The 19,987-nt window shown below is 36.8% G+C and carries 25 protein-coding genes and 1 other annotated feature; of the genes, 2 read left to right on the top strand and 23 right to left on the bottom strand.

Going from position 1 to position 19,987, the window contains the following annotated elements; genetic code table 11:
* Nucleotides 1-365: 365 nt before the first annotated feature.
* Nucleotides 366-692: a hypothetical protein gene (locus Q1A47_RS14985; RefSeq protein ID WP_121605371.1), complete on the bottom strand. Its 327-nt coding sequence runs from the start codon at nt 690-692 to the stop codon at nt 366-368.
* A 107-nt stretch (nt 693-799) separates the two neighbouring features.
* Nucleotides 800-2,098, bottom strand: a complete 1,299-nt coding sequence (locus Q1A47_RS14980; protein ID WP_121605372.1) for an ArsB/NhaD family transporter — start codon at nt 2,096-2,098, stop codon at nt 800-802.
* A gap of 140 nt (nt 2,099-2,238) precedes the next feature.
* Between Q1A47_RS14980 and Q1A47_RS14975 the strand changes: the two genes are divergently transcribed.
* Nucleotides 2,239-2,625 (top strand): TIGR04086 family membrane protein, encoded by a 387-nt coding sequence (locus Q1A47_RS14975; protein ID WP_026681261.1) that lies wholly within the window; start codon nt 2,239-2,241, stop codon nt 2,623-2,625.
* A 302-nt stretch (nt 2,626-2,927) separates the two neighbouring features.
* On the opposite strand, the gene yajC is transcribed toward Q1A47_RS14975, so the two are convergent.
* The 21 genes from yajC to Q1A47_RS14870 form a co-directional block, all read right to left on the bottom strand.
* Nucleotides 2,928-3,185: a preprotein translocase subunit YajC gene (gene yajC, locus Q1A47_RS14970; protein ID WP_026681262.1), complete on the bottom strand. Its 258-nt coding sequence runs from the start codon at nt 3,183-3,185 to the stop codon at nt 2,928-2,930.
* A 24-nt stretch (nt 3,186-3,209) separates the two neighbouring features.
* Entirely contained in the window at nt 3,210-4,349 is a 1,140-nt protein-coding gene (gene tgt, locus Q1A47_RS14965) for a tRNA guanosine(34) transglycosylase Tgt (protein WP_026681263.1), read from the bottom strand.
* Nucleotides 4,350-4,369: 20 nt separating this feature from the next.
* Nucleotides 4,370-5,404 (bottom strand): tRNA preQ1(34) S-adenosylmethionine ribosyltransferase-isomerase QueA, encoded by a 1,035-nt coding sequence (queA, locus tag Q1A47_RS14960; protein WP_166530869.1) that lies wholly within the window; start codon nt 5,402-5,404, stop codon nt 4,370-4,372.
* Nucleotides 5,405-5,425: 21 nt separating this feature from the next.
* Nucleotides 5,426-5,623 carry a DUF2905 domain-containing protein gene (locus tag Q1A47_RS14955; RefSeq protein ID WP_026681265.1) on the bottom strand — a complete coding sequence of 66 codons (198 nt, stop codon included), beginning with the start codon at nt 5,621-5,623 and terminating at the stop codon, nt 5,426-5,428.
* Nucleotides 5,610-6,623 (bottom strand): Holliday junction branch migration DNA helicase RuvB, encoded by a 1,014-nt coding sequence (ruvB, locus tag Q1A47_RS14950; RefSeq protein WP_026681266.1) that lies wholly within the window; start codon nt 6,621-6,623, stop codon nt 5,610-5,612. The genes Q1A47_RS14955 and ruvB overlap by 14 nt, the downstream gene beginning before the upstream one ends.
* Nucleotides 6,624-6,641: 18 nt before the next feature.
* Complete coding sequence (gene ruvA, locus Q1A47_RS14945) at nt 6,642-7,241, bottom strand: Holliday junction branch migration protein RuvA (RefSeq protein WP_166530868.1); 600 nt, start codon at nt 7,239-7,241, stop codon at nt 6,642-6,644.
* Between the two features lie 92 nt (nt 7,242-7,333).
* A complete protein-coding gene (locus Q1A47_RS14940) occupies nt 7,334-8,065 on the bottom strand; it encodes a YebC/PmpR family DNA-binding transcriptional regulator (protein WP_026681268.1) in 732 nt (243 codons plus the stop codon).
* A 591-nt stretch (nt 8,066-8,656) separates the two neighbouring features.
* Complete coding sequence (locus tag Q1A47_RS14935) at nt 8,657-9,229, bottom strand: YhcN/YlaJ family sporulation lipoprotein (protein WP_166530867.1); 573 nt, start codon at nt 9,227-9,229, stop codon at nt 8,657-8,659.
* A gap of 70 nt (nt 9,230-9,299) precedes the next feature.
* Entirely contained in the window at nt 9,300-10,040 is a 741-nt protein-coding gene (nadE, locus tag Q1A47_RS14930) for an NAD(+) synthase (RefSeq protein ID WP_026681269.1), read from the bottom strand.
* A gap of 34 nt (nt 10,041-10,074) precedes the next feature.
* Nucleotides 10,075-11,034 (bottom strand): phosphotransferase, encoded by a 960-nt coding sequence (locus Q1A47_RS14925; protein WP_166530866.1) that lies wholly within the window; start codon nt 11,032-11,034, stop codon nt 10,075-10,077.
* Nucleotides 11,027-11,881, bottom strand: coding sequence for a SafA/ExsA family spore coat assembly protein (gene safA, locus Q1A47_RS14920; protein ID WP_051388314.1), 855 nt, complete (start codon nt 11,879-11,881; stop codon nt 11,027-11,029). Before safA ends, Q1A47_RS14925 begins: the two co-directional genes overlap by 8 nt.
* A gap of 256 nt (nt 11,882-12,137) precedes the next feature.
* A complete protein-coding gene (gene pheA / locus Q1A47_RS14915; RefSeq protein WP_026681271.1) occupies nt 12,138-12,992 on the bottom strand; it encodes a prephenate dehydratase in 855 nt (284 codons plus the stop codon).
* Between the two features lie 74 nt (nt 12,993-13,066).
* Nucleotides 13,067-14,353 carry a GTPase ObgE gene (gene obgE, locus Q1A47_RS14910; protein ID WP_026681272.1) on the bottom strand — a complete coding sequence of 429 codons (1,287 nt, stop codon included), beginning with the start codon at nt 14,351-14,353 and terminating at the stop codon, nt 13,067-13,069.
* A 13-nt stretch (nt 14,354-14,366) separates the two neighbouring features.
* Nucleotides 14,367-14,900, bottom strand: coding sequence for a Spo0B domain-containing protein (locus Q1A47_RS14905; RefSeq protein WP_026681273.1), 534 nt, complete (start codon nt 14,898-14,900; stop codon nt 14,367-14,369).
* A 129-nt stretch (nt 14,901-15,029) separates the two neighbouring features.
* A complete protein-coding gene (gene rpmA / locus Q1A47_RS14900; protein ID WP_026681274.1) occupies nt 15,030-15,320 on the bottom strand; it encodes a 50S ribosomal protein L27 in 291 nt (96 codons plus the stop codon).
* 14 nt (nt 15,321-15,334) lie between these two features.
* Nucleotides 15,335-15,664, bottom strand: a complete 330-nt coding sequence (locus Q1A47_RS14895; protein WP_026681275.1) for a ribosomal-processing cysteine protease Prp — start codon at nt 15,662-15,664, stop codon at nt 15,335-15,337.
* Between the two features lie 11 nt (nt 15,665-15,675).
* A complete protein-coding gene (rplU, locus tag Q1A47_RS14890) occupies nt 15,676-15,984 on the bottom strand; it encodes a 50S ribosomal protein L21 (protein WP_026681276.1) in 309 nt (102 codons plus the stop codon).
* Nucleotides 15,985-16,000: 16 nt separating this feature from the next.
* Nucleotides 16,001-16,073 (bottom strand) — a sequence feature (ribosomal protein L21 leader region).
* Between the two features lie 106 nt (nt 16,074-16,179).
* Complete coding sequence (locus Q1A47_RS14885) at nt 16,180-16,425, bottom strand: hypothetical protein (protein ID WP_166530865.1); 246 nt, start codon at nt 16,423-16,425, stop codon at nt 16,180-16,182.
* A 38-nt stretch (nt 16,426-16,463) separates the two neighbouring features.
* Entirely contained in the window at nt 16,464-16,826 is a 363-nt protein-coding gene (locus tag Q1A47_RS14880) for a cupin domain-containing protein (protein WP_026681278.1), read from the bottom strand.
* Between the two features lie 361 nt (nt 16,827-17,187).
* Nucleotides 17,188-18,096 carry a Gfo/Idh/MocA family protein gene (locus tag Q1A47_RS14875; protein WP_121605374.1) on the bottom strand — a complete coding sequence of 303 codons (909 nt, stop codon included), beginning with the start codon at nt 18,094-18,096 and terminating at the stop codon, nt 17,188-17,190.
* 200 nt (nt 18,097-18,296) lie between these two features.
* Complete coding sequence (locus Q1A47_RS14870; protein ID WP_026681280.1) at nt 18,297-18,950, bottom strand: reverse transcriptase-like protein; 654 nt, start codon at nt 18,948-18,950, stop codon at nt 18,297-18,299.
* 300 nt (nt 18,951-19,250) lie between these two features.
* On the opposite strand from Q1A47_RS14870, the gene Q1A47_RS14865 reads away from it, so the two are divergent.
* Nucleotides 19,251-19,679: a S1 domain-containing RNA-binding protein gene (locus Q1A47_RS14865; RefSeq protein WP_026681281.1), complete on the top strand. Its 429-nt coding sequence runs from the start codon at nt 19,251-19,253 to the stop codon at nt 19,677-19,679.
* The last annotated feature ends 308 nt before the right edge of the window (nt 19,680-19,987 follow it).

Raw genomic sequence — 19,987 nt, 5'->3', positions numbered from 1 at the left:
CAATATACATCTAACATTTCAAAATAACTACTTGGCTTAACGCAGTCATTGCACTGATTTTATACTTTCTTAACTTACAAGGAAAAGCTCAAAAGCATCGTTGTATGTAAATATTTGGTGACGTGAGTGCTTGTGCAGCGTTAAGGAAAACGATTCAGAAAGAGTTGGTTCGCCTCTGAGTTTGCCTAGTACTTTTTCTCCTTAGTGGAAGCTCTGTATATTCCCTTCGCTGCATGAAGCTTACCATAACCACAACAAATAGCTTAGAACCCATAAAAGCCAAACTGATTGAAGTTCGGCTTTTACTTTATTGCTCTAAGACAGATTGACTATGGTTGATAAATGAAAAAAATCAGTAAAGTTAGTTAACTTGAGATAAAATAATCCTTATAATAATAGATTGTCACGATAACTGAAATCACCAAATAACCAACTGCGGTATAAAAAACGATAGAGGGGGTAAATTGCTTTTTCTCCTCTTCCATTTTCATTCCTGTCTGCGATTGAACACTCATCCGCACCAGATTTGTAGTATACCCCCCTGATGAAGTAAAGAACCAAATAATCACAACAAATACTAATCCAATCAAAAAGGAAAATTCAATCCATTCAGCATCAAACATAGAAGCAATTCCCCAATTCGCACCGAAGATCACACATAATGTTATAATAATCAAGCCTATATTTTTCACCGTTATCCTCCCATATCATAGCTTTATTTGTTTATACGAATAATTATCTAAAAAGTTTCATAATTAATGTAATTAGTTGTTAGGATCAATTTAATGAATAAATATGCTTATACTTGATCCATATAAGGGATTAGATAACGTAAATAAATATATATGGTTGCAATAATAAGCGAGATAATGACTAACGGGAACCCATATAATAAAAAGCGAATAAATGGTATTTTTTGTTTAGCACCTTCAGCTAATCCTGCAACAACTACATTGGCGGAAGCACCTACAAGTGTTGCATTACCTCCCAGACATGCTCCTAATGCTAGTGACCACCATATTGGATCTAGATAAACCATTCCATAACTCTCAAATTCTTGAACAACCGGTATCATAGCCGCTACAAACGGAATATTGTCAACCACACCAGAAAATAATCCTGATATCCATAGGATTAGTAATGTAGTTTTTACATAATCGCCATCCGTTGAAACGACAATTGCTCTTGCTAATTCATCTATAACCCCTACCTCTTCCAGACCACCAACAAGTGTAAACAAACCAATAAAGAAGAAGAGTGTTACCCATTCCACTTTTTCAAAAATTTGCTCTGTAGCTAGCTCCTTCTCTGTAAGAAGCAATAATAATATCGCTCCAGATAAAGCAATTGCTGTTAATTCAACATGAAGAAATGCATGAAATAAAAACCCGGAAATCGTTAGTATAAGAACTGTGATCGATTGATAAAGCATTGGTGTTTTATTCAAATACGATGCCGCATTAATCTTTACTAATTCTTCAATTTCTATTGACTTTCGTTTTAATGTATTTCGAAACAAAAAAGAAACCAATACTAACATAATGACAAACAGTATGATTGCAACTGGAGCGACATGAATGAGAAAAGAAGAGAAGGTTAAGTGCTCAACTGCTTGTCCAATCATAATGTTTGGTGGATCACCTATCAATGTTGCTGCACCACCTATGTTAGAGCTAAATATAATTGTAACAAGATATGGAAACGCAGGAAGTTTCAATAGTTTAGTGATTTTAAGGATAATAGGCACAAAAATTAATACAGTCGTTACATTATCTAACATAGCTGAACCTATTCCAGTTAGTATGCTAGCTCCAATTAGCAATGGAATTGGCGCTCCTTTTACGCGCTGAGCAAATCGAATCGCAATATAAGAGAATAGACCGGTCTTCTCTGTAATTGCAATCAATACCATCATTGAAAATAAAAGAGCAATCGTATTCCAGTCAATATAATCGACAAGCATTTTTTCCGTTGTATATATACCTGTAAGTAATAATAATGTTCCACCAGTCATTGTTACAACAGCACGATTCACCTTTTCAGTCATGATAAATATATAACAAATAATAAATATGATTGTAGCAAGAATAATTTCCATCTTACACCTGCTTTCCTTTCTTCCACTTTTACACGCCTTAATACACTATATGTTAGAAAATAACAAAATATTTTTCGTCTATTATTTTTTGTTTATGAATACGATTAATTAAGTGGACAATCTTGAAAGGAGAGATCAGGGTGCACAAACAACATGTTACAGCATTATTATACGGATGGATTACCGTATTAGGCTTAATACTGGTAGCTAGCTTTATTTTGGCTTTATTACTTCGATTTACCTCATTTAATGAACCTACGTTATCGTGGGTTACTCTCATTATTGGTTTGCTCTCGCTCTTTATTGGTGGGATGGCTGCCGGAATGAAAGGAAAGGAAAAAGGATGGATGATCGGATCTGTCACCGGTGTTGGTTTCACGCTATTCATTTTTCTAGTTCAATACTTAGGCTATCAACAAGGATTTACATTAGAACAGTCGCTACATCATATGGGGTATATTGCAGCAGCTTTGCTCGGTGGGTCGGTTGGTGTTAATATCGTTGGACCACAGCCAACTGAAAACTAATTTCGTTGAGACAAGTACATCCGTTTTGATAATAAGTCCAAGCGGATTTACTTTTGCCATTATCCTGTCGCATGAATGCTGTTGTCTTTAATAACAGGCATTATAAACAATCCATTTTTCAAGAAACGGCTTATATCTAAGCTTAAAAAGAATACTTCCCGATAAGTAAAGGACAGCACACCAAACATTTATCACGGTGTGCTGTCCTTTATATTATGTATCCATTTTACTTTCTACATTTCTCATGGTATAAGCAACAGACACTTTGTCTATTGCTTACCCGACGAGTTTATAGGCTAGTCTTATTGTTTTACTTCACGAATCGCAGAACGGTCATACGTAAGCTTTGAACCGTCACCGCCTTGAATAACTACTGTGTTTTCATCCATAGCGTGAATCTCACCATGAAAGCCACCAATTGTAATTACCGTGTCTCCCTTTTGTAAGTCTGACTGCATTTGTCTCACTTGCTTTTGACGTTTTTGCTGAGGACGTATTAGCAAGAAGTAGAAAATAACAAACATCAGGATAATAGGTAATAAAGAAACAAGCATTTCCATTATTGAATTCCTCCTTTCAAATTATTAGAAATTCCTTGCGTCGGGTTTATTGAAACCGTATTGTTCAAAGAATTCTTCTTTAAATGAGCCAAGTCGATCTTCGCTTATAGCTGTTCGTACTTGCTTCATTAATTTTAACAGAAAATAGAGATTATGATAAGTAGTAAGCCTAAATCCGAATGTTTCATTACACTTAATTAAATGTCGGATATAAGCGCGCGTATAATTTTTACACACATGGCAATCACAATTTTCATCAATTGGATTAAAATCACGTGCATACTTCGCATTTCTTACTACTAATCGTCCATTTGACGTCATGCAGGTCCCATTTCTAGCAATTCTCGTAGGGAGCACACAATCAAACATGTCAATTCCTCGTAACGCACCATCAATTAAAGAGTCTGGAGATCCAACCCCCATTAAATACCTAGGTTTATTAGTTGGCATTAATGGTGTAGTAAACTCAAGCACCCGATTCATTACGTCCTTCGGTTCCCCAACAGATAACCCACCTATAGCATAGCCTGGGAAATCAAGTGAAACAAGATCTTCCGCACTTTGTCTACGCAGACCTTCATACTCTCCACCCTGAATAATACCAAATAATCCTTGATCCTTTTTTCGTTGATGTGCAGCTAGACATCTCTCTGCCCATCGGGAGGTTCGCTCCACAGAATCCTTCATATAACTGTGCTCCGCAGGATATGGTGGACATTCATCAAACGCCATCATTATATCAGAACCAAGGTCATTTTGTATATTTATAGCCTTCTCAGGTGATAAAAAGAGTTTCTCACCACTTAAATGATTGCGAAAATGAACACCCTCTTCTGTGATTTTACGCATATCACTCAAGCTAAAAACTTGAAATCCACCAGAATCGGTTAGGATTGCTCCATCCCAATTCATAAAGCGATGTAGTCCCCCTGCTTCCTTTACAATATCATGACCAGGACGAAGCCATAGATGATACGTATTTGATAAAATGATATTTGCATTCATATCTTTTAATTCTTCTGGGCTCATTGTCTTAACAGTTGCTAATGTTCCAACAGGCATAAAGGCTGGTGTATCAAATGATCCATGTGGTGTATGGACTCGTCCAAGTCTAGCACCTGTTTGTTTACAAGTTTTAATTAATTCATATGTGATAGGTGTCATAAAATATTCTTCCTTTTAGTTTATATAATTAACATGGCATCACCAAAGCTAAAAAATCGATATCTTTGATCTACCGCTTCTTGGTATGCTTTTAAGACTTTATTTTTATCGGCAAATGCGCTAATCAGCATAATTAGCGTAGATTTTGGCAAATGAAAGTTTGTAATTAAACCATTTATGGCTTTAAATTCATAAGGTGGATATATAAATATATCTGTCCACCCACTTATTTCCGTGAATACACCACTGTTATCTCTAGCAATTGTTTCTAATGTTCTTGTAGAGGTAGTACCAACGGAAATAATTCTTCCGTTACTTTCTTTTACATGATTAAGAATATCTGCTGTTTCTTTAGTCATATGATAAAACTCAGCATGCATTTTATGTTCTTCAACATTATCTACGCTAACTGGTCGGAAAGTACCTAACCCTACGTGTAAGGTAATAAAAGTTATAATAACTCCCATTTCTCGCAACTCATCTAACAATTCTTTTGTAAAATGTAATCCTGCCGTTGGTGCAGCAGCTGATCCTTCCTCCTTTGCGTACACAGTCTGATACCTTTCCTTCTCCTGATCTGGCAATTGTTCTTTAATATATGGCGGCAAGGGCATTTCTCCTAAGCCCTCCAGTACTTCATAGAAGATCCCCTCATAGGTAAATTCAACAATTCGGCCACCATGATCCTTTAATCCCGTACACGTAGCTTTCAGTTGTCCGTCACCAAAAATGATCTCCGTTCCTATTTTTACTTTTTTAGCTGGCTTTGCCAGTACTTCCCAAGCATCGTTATCTGTTTGATGTAATAGCAAAATTTCTACACTTGCTCCAGTCTCTTCTTTCATACCATGTAAACGTGCAGGCAGTACTCGTGTATCATTTAATACCAAGCAATCTCCTTTTTTAAAATAGTTTTTGATATCTATAAACTGTTGATGCTCTATATCTCCACTTTGCCTATCTAATACCAGTAGCCTTGAAGCTGATCGATCTTTCAATGGTGTCTGTGCTATCAGTTCTTCTGGTAAATCAAAATCAAACTCATCAATATTCATCCTTAATCTCCTTACCTATGTTTAGCGAAACTTGCCAAAGATGTAAAATAAAAGTGTTAGTATAATACTGACTGCTATAGAAGTTACGATTGGGAAATGAAAAACAAAATTTCCCTTTTTAATCGTAATATCACCTGGTAATTTACCAATAATGGTCCAAATAATTCCAATGACAAGGAAGAGTAAACCAAGCAGAATAAATAGTTTACCGATGTTCATTTTCATCCGCTACCTTCAGACCAAAGTGTTCGTAAGCCTTTGGTGTTGCGACTCTTCCCCGAGGAGTTCGCTGAATGAAACCAATTTGTAATAAGTATGGCTCATATACATCTTCAATCGTTTGTGATTCTTCTCCAATTGTTGCAGCAATTGTATCTAAGCCTACTGGTCCTCCTTGAAAGCTATGAATGATTCCCTTTAAAAGCTTATGATCAATATGATCTAATCCTTCTTTGTCTACTTGTAGCATTTCTAAAGCTTCACCTGTCGTATCAATGCTAATTTCCTCTTCCCCTTTAACTTGGGAAATATCACGGATTCGCTTTAGTAAGCGATTAGCAATCCTCGGCGTTCCTCTAGAACGTCGAGCAACTTCAACAGCTGCGGCTTGCGATATGGATGTGTTAAATATTTCAGCTGTTCGTTCAATAATTGCACACAGATCCTTTGCCTCGTAAAATTCAAGTCTACTTAATACACCAAAACGGTCGCGTAACGGTGCGGATAATAGCCCAGCTCTAGTCGTAGCTCCGACTAACGTAAAAGGAGGTAAATCAATTCTTACAGAACGAGCACTTGGTCCAGTTCCAATAACAATATCGAGAAAAAAATCTTCCATGGCAGGATATAATACTTCCTCGACAGAGCGAGGAAGTCGGTGAATTTCATCGATAAACAATACGTCCCCAGGTTCTAATGATGATAATATAGCAGCAAGATCTCCTGCCCGTTCAATTGCTGGTCCAGATGTGGATCGAAATTGAACACCCATCTCATTTGCGATGATAGCAGCAAGCGTTGTCTTTCCCAACCCTGGTGGTCCATATAGTAGTACATGATCGAGAGGCTCTTCTCGCATCTTTGCAGCTTGAATAAATATACTTAAATTTTCCTTTACTTTCTGCTGACCAATATACTGTGATAACGTAGTTGGACGAAGATTCAGCTCGACAGAGGAATCTTCCTCTTGAAACTCTCCAGTGACTACACGTTCTTCCATTATTATCTCCCTCCTCTACTATTTCATTAGTAATCCCAAAGCTTTTCGGATTAATTCGTCTGTATTCAACGTCTTTTCTTTTTGTAATGTTGGTATAACCGTTTTTATTTCTTTTTCTGTATACCCCAGTGCTTTCAAAGCTTCCTGTGCTTCTTGTACAAGCATTTCATTCTTATTTTGCTTGAAGGCCGACTCGGTTGCAGAGCTATAATCGACAGCAACCGTTAACTTTCCTTTTAAGTCCAAAATAATTTGACGCGCCGTTTTCTTACCGATTCCTGGAAAGCTGGTTAAAAATGCATCGTCTTCTCTTTCGATTGCAGCTGCAAATCCAGCCACATCAACCGAAGCTAAAATCGCTAATGCACCTTTTGGTCCAATTCCTGACACCGAGATTAGCTTAGTAAATAGATATTTCTCTTCTTCGTTCTTAAACCCATATAATAATTGTGTATCTTCTCGAACATGATGATATGTATAAACAAATACTTCATTATGTTCAAAAGACTGAAATACAAAAGGATTCGCACATATGATCTCGTAACCAACCCCTTGAACATCAACAATTATTGAATCATCTTGTATATATGTAAGTATTCCTTTAATATAAGCTATCATTTATCCTACTCCTTCTCTTCATTCATTTTATCATAAGTAGCTATAAATGAATAAACTTCTATTCCTTCGTAAAGAAATAGAAGTTTTAATTCTTAGTCTGTAACTTCCAGATTATGATGAATGTCTTGAACATCTTCATTTTCTTCTAACGTTTCAATTAGATTTAACATATTTGATTCATCATTCTCTGCTAAAGAGCTGTATGTCTGCGGAATTAATGTTACTTCGGAATCAGCAATTTGAAAGCCCGATTCCTGCAAATGAGCAACAACAGCTTGGAATTCTTCTGGAGATGTAAATATTTCGTAAGCATCTTCTTCGCTACTTATATCTTCAGCTCCTCCTTCTAATGCTTCCAGTGTTAATTCATCCTCATCAATCGATCCGTCTTCATTCGAGATAACAATATACCCTTTACGATCAAACATAAATGACACACTACCATTTTCTCCTAGGTTACCATTATGCTTTTTAAAAGCATGACGTATATCTGCTGCTGTTCTGTTTTTATTATCTGTTAATACATTGACAATGACCGCTACTCCACCAGGGCCATAGCCTTCATATGTGATCTCTTCAAAACTAGCACCATCTAAAGTACCTGTAGCTTTTTTAATTGCTCGATCTATATTATCATTCGGCATATTATCTGCTTTTGCTTTATCTACTGCTAACCGAAGACTAGCATTCGTTGACAGATCACCGCCACCCTGTTTAGCAGCCGTATAAATATCTTTTGCATGACGCATAAAGATTTTTCCTTTTTTTGCGTCTTGTGCATTTTTACGTCTTTGAATATTTTTCCATTTAGAATGACCAGCCATGAGGACATTCTCCTCTCTAGAATTTTCCTTTATTACTATAACAAAAAAATAGGCTTTCTTAAAGGTTTTGACAAAAGAAAAAGGTGGAGACAAAACACAACTTCATTACTCAAAATATGAATAATCATGTTATTAACAGGAATATCATCGATGTACCATGAAAATATACTTGCTTTCCGCGAGCACGGACTCAGCTAACTTGGTAAAGAAAAACACGTTACCAAGTGAGTCTTCTGACTCGTGCTGTTCCCGCTAGATAAGGAAGGCTTCGTTAGCGATACATCACACACTGAAAAAGCGTTCTTCTTTTCAAGGATATTTCAGTTGCTATATTAATTATTCTAAGAACTAAAGCGCAAGCGCCAATTTAGAAACGTAGGGCGATTCGTGAAGTCACCTCGTTTCTGGCCGCTGGATCTGGACGTGGCTCAACACGCCCATCTATATACTCGGTGACAACCTTCCCTTTAAATTCTTCACTATATTTAGCCACAAAAACACGCCCTGAAATTAGATTTTTTACTCTAACTTCAGGGGGGCGGTACCTTATTGTTCTTTTTTTATTGCTTCTTAATTACGTTTGTCTCAGCCTCAATTATTATTGTTAATAAATTCATTGATATATTTTTCAATTTTATCTCCATTATTTTTGGCCTTCAGCCTTGCATCGAGGTTTTTCATACGATCCCAATGGATATCATCTGTATATACAATAATCTGTTTATCCGTATTTGGCACTAGCTTTTTTACTTCTTTTTTAATTTGCTGGACAGAATCTTTTTGTTTGGCATGCGCTTGTAAAATCACACCAACAATAATGCGATCGTCCGTTGACGCCACCTGCGCTTGTACAATTTCACGTTTATTTTGCAGCGTTTCTGCAATCATTTGCGCTTCTTCATTCGTAAATACATCAGTGTACCCATTTTTATTGTTTGCATCATTTGCTTTATCTTGGTGAGTCTGCGGATATCCACCTTTTTCTCCAATAGTCTGGTCACGGACATGTAAACGTTCTTTTTTCTCTTGATTCGTCTCATAGTGAATAGGCTGTGTATTTTTTCTATCTATTTCTCGCTGCGCATCTTCGTTTGCACCATTGTCATTCGCACAAGCAACCATCGTGAAAAAAGCAGCTATTATAAATGCTTTCTTTGTCCACATAGGAATACCTCCCTTATTAATAGTTTGGATAAGGAAGGTATTTTTACACAGTTAATTTAAGGAAAAATTACTAATTTCTTTTGAATTGTGGTAACGGATCCCTTTTATGAGCTGTTCGTTTATGCATAGCTAAAATAGTTGATTTATCTTGTTCAGGAATAGACTCACCTTTGATAAAAGCATCAATCTTGGCATAGGAAGTACCCATCTCTTTCTCATCTGTTTGACCTTCCCATAAATCTGCACTCGGTTGCTTATCAAGCACTGATTGAGGAATACCTAGATATGCTGCTAATTCCTTCACTTCCCCCTTCGTAAATTCAACGATTGGTAAAATATCGACACCACCATCACCATATTTTGTAAAATAGCCTGTATACCATTCTGCTGCGTTATCCGTTCCAACGACAAGATAATTATGATGTGTTGCGACAGTGTACAATGTACTCATACGTAACCTAGCACTTAAATTGGCTTGAGCAAGCCGGGTATTGTCTTCTTGATATGTCTTATTTTCCTTCAATTCTTTTTTGATATTACAATACATTGCTTCACGAGCTTCCGTTAAATCTACTGTGATAGAGTTTAAATTACAGCTTTCCGTAACTGCTCTAGCATCCTGCATATTCACTTCACTTGTATTAATTGGCATAAGTACTCCTAAGGAATTATTAGGACAAGCACGTTTAATTAAATGCGCAACAACAGCTGAATCAATCCCACCACTAATTCCTACTAATAATCCGTCTACACCTGCAGATTTTACTTGGTCACGTAGCCATTCAACTATTTGATTCACTTCTTTTTCCATTCGTATCGCTCCTTGCTAAATTGATCCTCCATATTTATTTTAGCATTATTTTCATATCATTGAAAAAATATTGTCGCTTCTCCCAAGAATCTTGCATGCGAACAAGTTCGGATATCGGATTATCATTTTTATTTCTCTTTAGAAAATGAAGCCATTCACGCATCATATCTACTGGTATACAAATCGCATTCAACCATGCTTTCTGATCCTGCTGAGCTATCATTTCGTATGCCAACAATTTATTTATATCCCAATTTAGATAGGGTAAAAACCGCTGACCAAGCTGAATATAATCATACAACGGTGCTGTATTTTGTAGTAAATCAAAGTCAATTAATGTTGTATGCTGATTATTATTATTGATAAAATTATGTCCTGCGACGTCACCATGAATCCAGAGACCTTTATGCTTAGCATCCTCTTCGTAAATCTGCCAAGGAAATTGGGTAATGCGCTTTAAGTGAAGCGTTGTTGTCTTCACGATATCCGTATAAAGTTCCCTATAATTGTATGCTTCAAATATGGGCTTCGTTTCCTTAAATAAATGGAACCGGTGGTACCACCGATGTAAATAAGGTGTAGTATTTAAATATCTTGAATTCACATGAATATTACGTGCTGTTTTATGAAATTGTTTCAAACAATAAACCGCTTTTATTCGATCCTGCTCATTTTTGTAATGTAACTTTTCGCCAATAATGTATGCTGCTATGGTCCAAACTCCTTCATCTTCTTCAAGGTATAGCTTGCCATTTGGGAAATGAGAAAACGAATTAATGAACGGACTATTAACTTTTTCAAAAAACCCCCATTGCTTTAAAACATTCCCTTTGTTAGAATGCTTTTTTAAAATTAGCTTCTGATTACTAGTTTTAACAAGGTATACTGTAGATTTTTTTATTTTCTGAATAGCTTTAACTTCTATACCACCTACTTGGGACAAAAAAGAAGAGAGACGATAATAACTTTCGTCTCTTCTAATTTTTCTATTCACCTTGAGAATTTCCATTAGCGGACTGGTTATTTAGATTTGCATAAGGCATATAACCAGGTGGCATTGGATGAGGAGACTGGTACATTTCTTGCCCTAAAGGTGGATAAAGGTTAGGTGATTGACTAGTTGGTTGCTGTGATTGTGGCGGGACTTGATACTCTGGATTCCTATACATTTCGTGAGAACCTGAACCACCACATCCACAATCTTTGTCTTGGCCGTACATTGCACCCTGTACTTGTGGCATTGGGTAACCGTGGTGTGGCGCGCCGTAATATCCCTGTGGAGCTGGCCCCATCATTTGAAATGGTACTGGTGGATAACAAGGATCCATCACATAACAGCATAATGGCACCATAGGTACCTGCGGTTGAGGCATTGGTTTTACATGAGGTTTTTCTTTTTTAGGCTCCTCTTTCTTAGCAGGCTTTGGCTCAGGTTGCTTTGGCATATGCATTTGTGGAAAATTAATAGTCGTGTAATTTTGGAATTCTTGCTCCATAACCGGCATCTGCATCATTGGTTGAGCCGGCATAGGTGGCATTTGATGTACAGGCATTTCTGGCTTCATCATTTTTTGTTTCTCCTTATCATCTTCTTTTATAACAGGTAACGGCTTTGGAGAAACATCTTTATACGGTGTTTTCACTTGTTCTTTTGGCTTATGCTGCATTTGTGTCTGCTTCACAGCTTTGGTGGATCCTGGAATTTTTATCTTCATCCCAGGCATAATCATATCAGGACTAGAAATTTGGCTGTTAAGCTGTTTTAGCTCTTCAAAATCTACTCCATATTGCTGGGAAATTTCCCAAAGTGTATCCCCTTTTTGTACGATGTGTATCTTCAAAATTAATCAAACTCCTTTCATTTCATATCTGGGCTAATTACTCTATACCAACATATGCAACAAAAGTTTAAATGTTGATTAATTTAACTAGCTATTATAACAGTCGTTCACCGAAGAGCTCATATAACTGCAATGAACATAAAAATAGCCACCCAACTATAAAAGCAGGTAGCTATTTTTATAAAAAGCAGATGGTCATAAGAAAACATAGGTCCGATCGTTACAACGTCAAATGATGCGTAACTTTACAGCTACCTTATACATCCATTTGATAAACCGGATAAGTTCCAAGCATAGTTACCTTGCAACCCAATGCTTCTAATTCACCTCGAACGCCTGGAAAAAGAACATCATCATACGGTTGGTTCACGTCAATAATGAAAAAATAATTTCCAAGACCTGTTTTCATTGGTCTAGATTCAATCTTGGAAAGATTCATCTTTCGCCATGAAAATGCAGACAATACCTGATGAAGCGCACCAGCATAATCACTAGGCAGTGTAATTAATAGCGTCGTTTTTTCTGACTGTACGGAATGATTAATATGAACAGACGCTTTATTTTTACTTAATACGGCAAACCTTGTGTGATTGTTTGGAAAATCATGAATATCTTCCTGAATCATACGAAGTCCATACGTTTTTGCAGCTAGTTTATTACCTATAGCCGCGATTGGTTTATTAGTTTCACTAACCATTTGTGCAGCTTTACCAGTTGAAGACGTATAGCACAGCCTGGCTTGACTTAAATGCTTATGAAGATATTGATGACATTGAGCAATTGCATGACTGTGTGAATGTACCTCTTCTACGTCTGTTAAAGCACCTGAAAAATCAGGAGAGACAAGGAGATGCTGTTGAATTGGCACAACGATTTCCGACATAATCGGGATTCTTACTTGGTGTACCAAGTAATCAACAGTCAACTGTACTGTACCTTCAATAGCATTTTCTAAAGGCACAACTCCGACATCAATTTCATCTGCTTCTACTGCATCAATACATTCTGGTATCGTATCAAAACTATGCTTCGTTTCCCCATTAAAAGCTGTATCAACCGCTAATTTTGTAAACGTCCCTTTTGGTCCTAAATAACCTATCTTTGCTGTCAAACCGTTATCCCCCTTAATGCTCCCATTTCACCAGATATTCACTACTTGCCTTTAATTATTTTTATATTTTTGTTTTACTCAATAAATTCGAATTCAAAATCCAATAATCGAATGGTATCTCCATCCTCTGCACCACGTTTTCGTAAAGCATCATCTACACCCATTCCACGCAATTGTCTAGAAAAGCGTTGAACTGCTTCGTCACGTGTAAAGTCTGTCATCTTAAATAACTTCTCAATCTTTGCTCCAGACAATACGTAAGCACCATCATCATCTCTCGTAATCTTAAAAGGCGCATCTTCCTGATGATAACGATATACGACTTTCTCCTCTTCTCGGCTTTCATCCTCTTCCTCAACAATTTTTGGAGTGGTCTCCAATATATCTGCTATTGCAAATAAAATATCTCTTAGCCCTGCTTTCGTAAGCGCAGATATTTCATAAATCGGATATGTTCCATTTAAAGCTTGTTTAAATTTTTCTAAGTTGTCTACTGCACCAGGCATGTCCATTTTATTTGCAGCAATAATTTGCGGGCGCTGCATGAGTTTTTGATCATATTCTTGCAGTTCTTCATTTATCTTTACAAAGTCCTGATATGGGTCTCTCCCCTCAGTTGCTGCCATATCAATCACATGAACAATTACTCGTGTTCGTTCCACATGCCTTAAAAATTGATGCCCTAATCCAATCCCTTCATGAGCACCTTCAATTAATCCTGGTAGGTCAGCCATGACGAAACTTCGCTGATCACTCGTTTCAACGACACCAAGATTTGGTGCAAGTGTCGTAAAATGATAATCAGCTATTTTTGGCTTTGCAGCACTTACAACGGATAGAAAGGTGGATTTACCTACACTTGGGAAACCAACTAACCCTACATCTGCTATCAGCTTTAACTCCACTCGAATTGTACGCTCTTGTCCAGGCTCACCATTTTCAGCCATATCTGGAGCTGGGTTACGAGGGGTTGCAAACCTTGAATTCCCCCTTCCACCTCTACCTCCTTTAACGATTACAGCCTGCTGATTATGAACGGTTAGATCAGCTATCACTTCATCTGTTTCTTCATCCGTTACCGTTGTACCCGGTGGGACAGGAACTATCAACGGTTCTGCATTCCGACCATGCTGATTTTTACTCATACCGTTCTCCCCACGTTTTCCTTTAAAATGACGATTGTAGCGAAAGTCCATCAAGGTATTTAATCCTTCATCAACTTTAAAAATGATATCTGCTCCATTTCCGCCATCTCCTCCAGCTGGTCCACCTTTTGGAACATACTTTTCTCTTCGGTACGCAACTAAACCATTGCCTCCATCCCCAGCCTTAACATAAACACTAACCTGATCGACAAACATCTTTTCACCTCATTCAATGACATGGTACAGAGAAGCTACACTGCAACCACTCATCTTTGTATAAAGTCGTCATAGCATACTTAGCCTCCATGCGCCTTATCTCTTCAATTAACAGTTCTCTTTTTTCCTCTAGATCGCTGATCATGAACCTAATTTCTAATTTATCATTTTGTATTGCTTGTATGTGTAGCTCAATAGTTATTAATTCAAGTCCTTCATTCATAGATTGTATCAACTTAACGATTTTTTTACATTGGCTCGTTAACTGCTTATCTGATTCATGAATATCCTTATTTTCTGTATGTATATGGTACACTAATCGCACGTCTTCATACATATGCTGGAATTGAATTATCCATAAAAAGAATTCATTTCCTTGAAGATGCATTAACTTCCGCTCTTGTTGATAAAGAGAGATTGTATCATTCGTTTTCTTCTTTACTTTTTCTATTTTCCCCATCGAAGCATAGCCATGAATTACTTGTAAATGGTTCATTAAGTCATGTCTATAATGCTGCAGAAGTTCCATAACATCCCTATCTTTCATGTTTCACCCTCCCATTTGTTGAAAAGTATAGCAGAAAAAGATAGAAAGGTCATTATGCTTTTAAATACAAGAAAATTTTAAATTCAAAAAAACTCCAGCCAACGAACTGGCTGGAGTTTTTCTTCTACCTTATGCTTCTTGAGCAACAGGGTATACACTTACTTTTTTACGGTTACGACCATAACGTTCAAATTTTACAACGCCATCAATTTTAGAGAAAAGTGTATCATCCCCACCACGACCAACGTTTTCACCTGGATAAATCTTCGTTCCACGTTGACGGTAAAGAATTGATCCACCAGTTACAAATTGACCATCGGCACGCTTTGAACCTAGGCGTTTTGATTCTGAATCACGACCGTTTTTTGTACTACCTGCACCTTTTTTCTGTGAGAAAAATTGCAAATCCAGACGTAACATAGCTATGCACCTCCTTATTTACTTTCAATCTGTATAAAATCACTATATTCTTGTTCAATCGAAGTTAACGAGATAATCATACCTTCAAATAATAACTGAATCTGTTCCATTTTTTCTTCCGAAATGGAAGCAGGTATGGTTACATGAAGATAACCACCATCTTGACCTTGTTCAATGATAAGGTCTACTTCGCATAAAGCCATAACCGCATTAATCGTTCCAATTGATACAGCTGATACCCCTGCACAAACAAGATCATAGCCATAAGGACCACTATCAGCATGTCCAGAAAGTTCAAACGCTGTAATGCGCTCATTTGTACGAAATACAGTTACTCGAATCATCAGCAAATTCCTTATGCGTTAATTTTGTCAATTACCAATTTCGTATACGGCTGACGATGGCCTTGTTTACGATGGTAATTCTTTTTTGGTTTATATTTGAATACAGTTACTTTCTTTTGACGACCGTGCTTTGCAACTTTTGCAGTGACTGTCGCACCTTCAACATATGGTGCTCCAACTTTCACGTCATCTCCACCTACGAAAAGAACTTTTTCAAACGTAACAGCTTCATCCTGTTCAGCAGCAACTTTTTCAATGTAGATTTCTTGACCTTCTTCTACTTTGATTTGTTTACCACCTGTTTCAATAATAGCGTACATACTTCTTGCACCTCCTTGATTAACTCAGACTCGCCATACAGGTACTCAACGAAGAGTTTACAACCTGTTCTGCGCGGTTGTAGCACTGGTGCTACGATGAATAACGTATTAATGCTATCATGATAGCTTGTTATTTGTCAAGGAGGCAGAGACAATTTTTGTGTCAATGTAATAGAATATAAGCGATTAAATCGATTATTTCCAAAACAAAGCGACTACTACAATAGAAAATATAATACCAATTAATATAATTAGCGCATTACCTATAATACCTATCTTTTTATAAATGCTTCTTTCACCAAAAAAGGCGACAATAAGACCTAGAGTGGACGCTATTATACCAATAAGCAAGAAATTAGCAATCCCAAATAAAAAAGAAAAATAGGCTGCTAATCCAACTACAAACAAGTAAGTTGAAACCCTACTTAAAACCATTTTCATATCTGTTCTCCTTACAACTTTGTTAATGTCTACTTCGGTTATATCCATACATCATTCTCAGCAGTATATGGTGAAACTGTTTCTCCAGTATTTATAACACCCTTGGGCTCAACAATCATTACATGACATTCCTCTGAAGCAAATGGTTTATGTTCGACACCTCTTGGTATAACGTACATTTCTCCCTTACTAAGATGGACTTCTCCATCACGGAAAGCTATTTTCATCTCACCATCTATGACAATAAACACTTCATCTGTTTCTTTGTGATCATGCCATATAAAATCACCTATGATTTTTACTAGCTTAAACTGATAGTCATTCATCTCAGAAATCACTTTTGGGGACCAATAATCGTTAAACTTTGTCAATTTTTCTTTTATGTTTATTGCTTGATCCATATCACACCTCCTTAGGAGCACAATCTTTATAGAAAAGTAGGTCGTTTTAATGTTTAAACTACGATAACAATTGAACTTCTAAAGCAAACTGTTGAATTCTCTTTTGTCACCACTTAACATTCCATTCTACTTAATGATCGATGATTTTTTAAATATAAAGTGAAACTTCCATCCGTAAGGAGGTTTGTTTATCCCCACGATGGTAAGCACCACAAGGGTTTGACCTAAAGGTCTCTGAACCAATCGGACATTAACTAGCAGTTGATCCCTACTTATCAATAATGGTTTCGTTTTATTGCTTGTAGTGGAGTCTTACTGCCAGTTATATGTGGGATAGATCACTTACAGAGCAAGAAAACGCTCATTTTAATAATTGATCAAGTAGGGCCTGTGATTTTAATCCTTCCTCCCCATCAACTACCGGTTGTTCATCTTGGCGGACGCAATCTATAAAATGACTTACTGCATCCTCAAACCCTCTTTGTTTTACGATGGATTCCCAAGATGATGCACTAGTAGTAGTCACGGCATTTTCTTTTTCAACTTCTGTCACATTCATATTCTTAACACGTATAATTGCTCCATCTACTATAAGCTCAATTTTCTCTAAATTTGCACCTGCACTCCTATGCATTGCTGTCGTCATTGGTTGATTACCAGATTTAAATAGGTGTTGCGTATAGAGAAGCTGGTTTTCCCTATTCACCTGAATATCTCCGTATAATACCTCTAATCGATCAGAGCCAAGCCATCGTACTGTGTCGACTACGTGAAGATAATCATCGAGCATAGTAAATTCAACATTTCCAGGACCAATACTGTTCAATCTGTGCTTTTCGACTCGGATCGAAGCTGCATCCGTTGCGAGCTCTTTTATGGCTACATACATTGGTGCAAAACGACGATTAAATCCAACCATTAGCTTTCTATTATACTTCTTACTTAATTCAACTAATTTCTCAGCTTCCGTCATTGATGCTGCTAATGGTTTATCAACATAAACATCTACACCATTAGATAATAACGCAGATACAACCTCATAATGCGAATCTGTAGAGCTATGCACTAACACAGCATCGCATTGATTTGCCAGTTCTGCCATACGATGAAAATCACCAATACGATACTGACCACAGATTTGCTTTCGTTTTTGTTTATTGGGAGAAAATGCACCAACAAATGACCAATCCGTTTCTTTTGCAAGAATTGGTAAATATGCTTTCTGGGCTATAGATCCTAAACCTACCATTCCAATTCGTGGATTATTCAAAAAAACACCTTCATTACAATTTATTTAATACTGCATTAGTTTAACATAATCTCAGCCTTTAGTTTTTCTAAAATCAAGATTTTTCTTATTTAAAGCATAATGAATTTACACGTGAACAGTTGATCAAATCAAAATTGTATTGTACTGGTAATACTCCTTCAAAGAAATTCTCTAATCACTATTATTTTCTGTCTAAATGACTATACTTCTTTCTTGCTAGAAATTTCAATATTTTCTAATGCTTGTGTGGCCAGTCGATCTGCCTCATTATTATTCTTTCGTGGAATAAGTTCATATTGTGGTTCAATAGATTGATACGTTAATTTTGTTTCAATACGACCAGCCCAGCCAGATAGTGTCTTTTCGTAGCATGGCCATTCACCCTTTAACTGATTAATTACAACTTGTGAATCTCCTCTAACGGTTATCTGTAAATGTTGGGCGTCGAGTGACTCCAATTCCTTTAATGCAAAATGAAGTGCGGCATACTCGGCTTCATTGTTTGAATCGAGTTCTCCAACAGTTGCATTTTTTCGAATTCGAAAGGATTTCCCATTCTGTTGATAATAAATCACACATCCCAGACCAGATTTCTTTCTTTGCTGATCAAACCCTCCATCAAAGTAAATGTAAACATCGTGTGGCTCTTCTTCTATCTCTTCAAAATAACGTTTCAATTCCTTTTGTGACCAAGCAATATCTTGGGTATCTATAAATGTTAATTGTTTCACTCGTCCAGTTTTTTCCATGTCGTCTACAAGTAATAAAGCGTCTAATGCTTTCATTTCTTCTGACTGAAAGCTAGTATTAGCTCCCATAGGTGTTTGATAGGTAAATTGTATTCTGACTTTCATAATAATTAATCCCTCTCGTATAGTATATTTGGGCATTAAATGTAATACGTTCACTGAAGAAGTAGCATCTTCCGTACTTAGTAAAGCGATGATGGATCTCTTCTCTTTTAACATACTACCGCAGGTATTATTTTTTTATAACGAGTTCAATCCTAGTATAACCTATTTCATATTTCTTACTGATAGCTTTTGTTTGTGAAAAAACCATGATTTCCATACAATAGACCTATAGCTACATTGTAATTGAATTCGAAATTTGTTATAATTAATTGCTTTTAAAAGGAATAAGGGGGAACTTTTTTGTCGATTGAAATAGGCAGTAAAGTAAAAGGTAAAGTAACGGGTATCACTAATTTCGGAGCATTCGTAGAACTACCAGATGGTAAGACAGGACTTGTTCACATTAGCGAAGTTGCAGATAGCTATGTGAAAGACGTAAATGACCATTTGAAAGTTGACGACGAGGTAGAAGTTAAAATACTTAGTGAAAACGATGGTAAAGTAGCATTATCTATCAAAAAGGCAATTGAACGCCCTGTCAAGCAACGTTCATCACGTCCTAGTAGCGGACGAAATTCTAATGGATTCCGTTCAGGGAATAAATATAGACCTAAAGAAAGTTTTGAAGATAAAATGGCTAAATTCTTAAAGACAAGTGAAGAAAATTTAGCTACCCTGAGACGTAACACGGATACAAAGCGTGGAGGTAGAGGCGGAAGACGAGGATAGATATTTGCTTATCACATAGATAAAGTGAAACTACATTCAGTGGGGGTTATTTATCTCCTACTGATTGTCAATTGAACCAATCGGACACTCACTGGCAGTCGATCCCAATTACCAATATTGGTTTCACTTTATTGCTTGAAGTAGGGGTATTACTGACAGTTATATGTGTGAAAAAGGCTGAGACAAAAGAATGAAGAAACAATAAAAAACGAACGATAATTATTTGAAATTAGGTACCGACCCCCTGAAGTTAGAGTAAAAAATCTAATTTCAGGGGGTGTTTTTGTGGCTAAATATAGTGAAGAATT

It is taken from the genome of uncultured Virgibacillus sp. (assembly GCF_947495635.1).
Lineage (GTDB): Bacteria > Bacillota > Bacilli > Bacillales > Amphibacillaceae > Virgibacillus > Virgibacillus salarius.
This window is presented reverse-complemented; position numbering and strand designations above follow the sequence as displayed.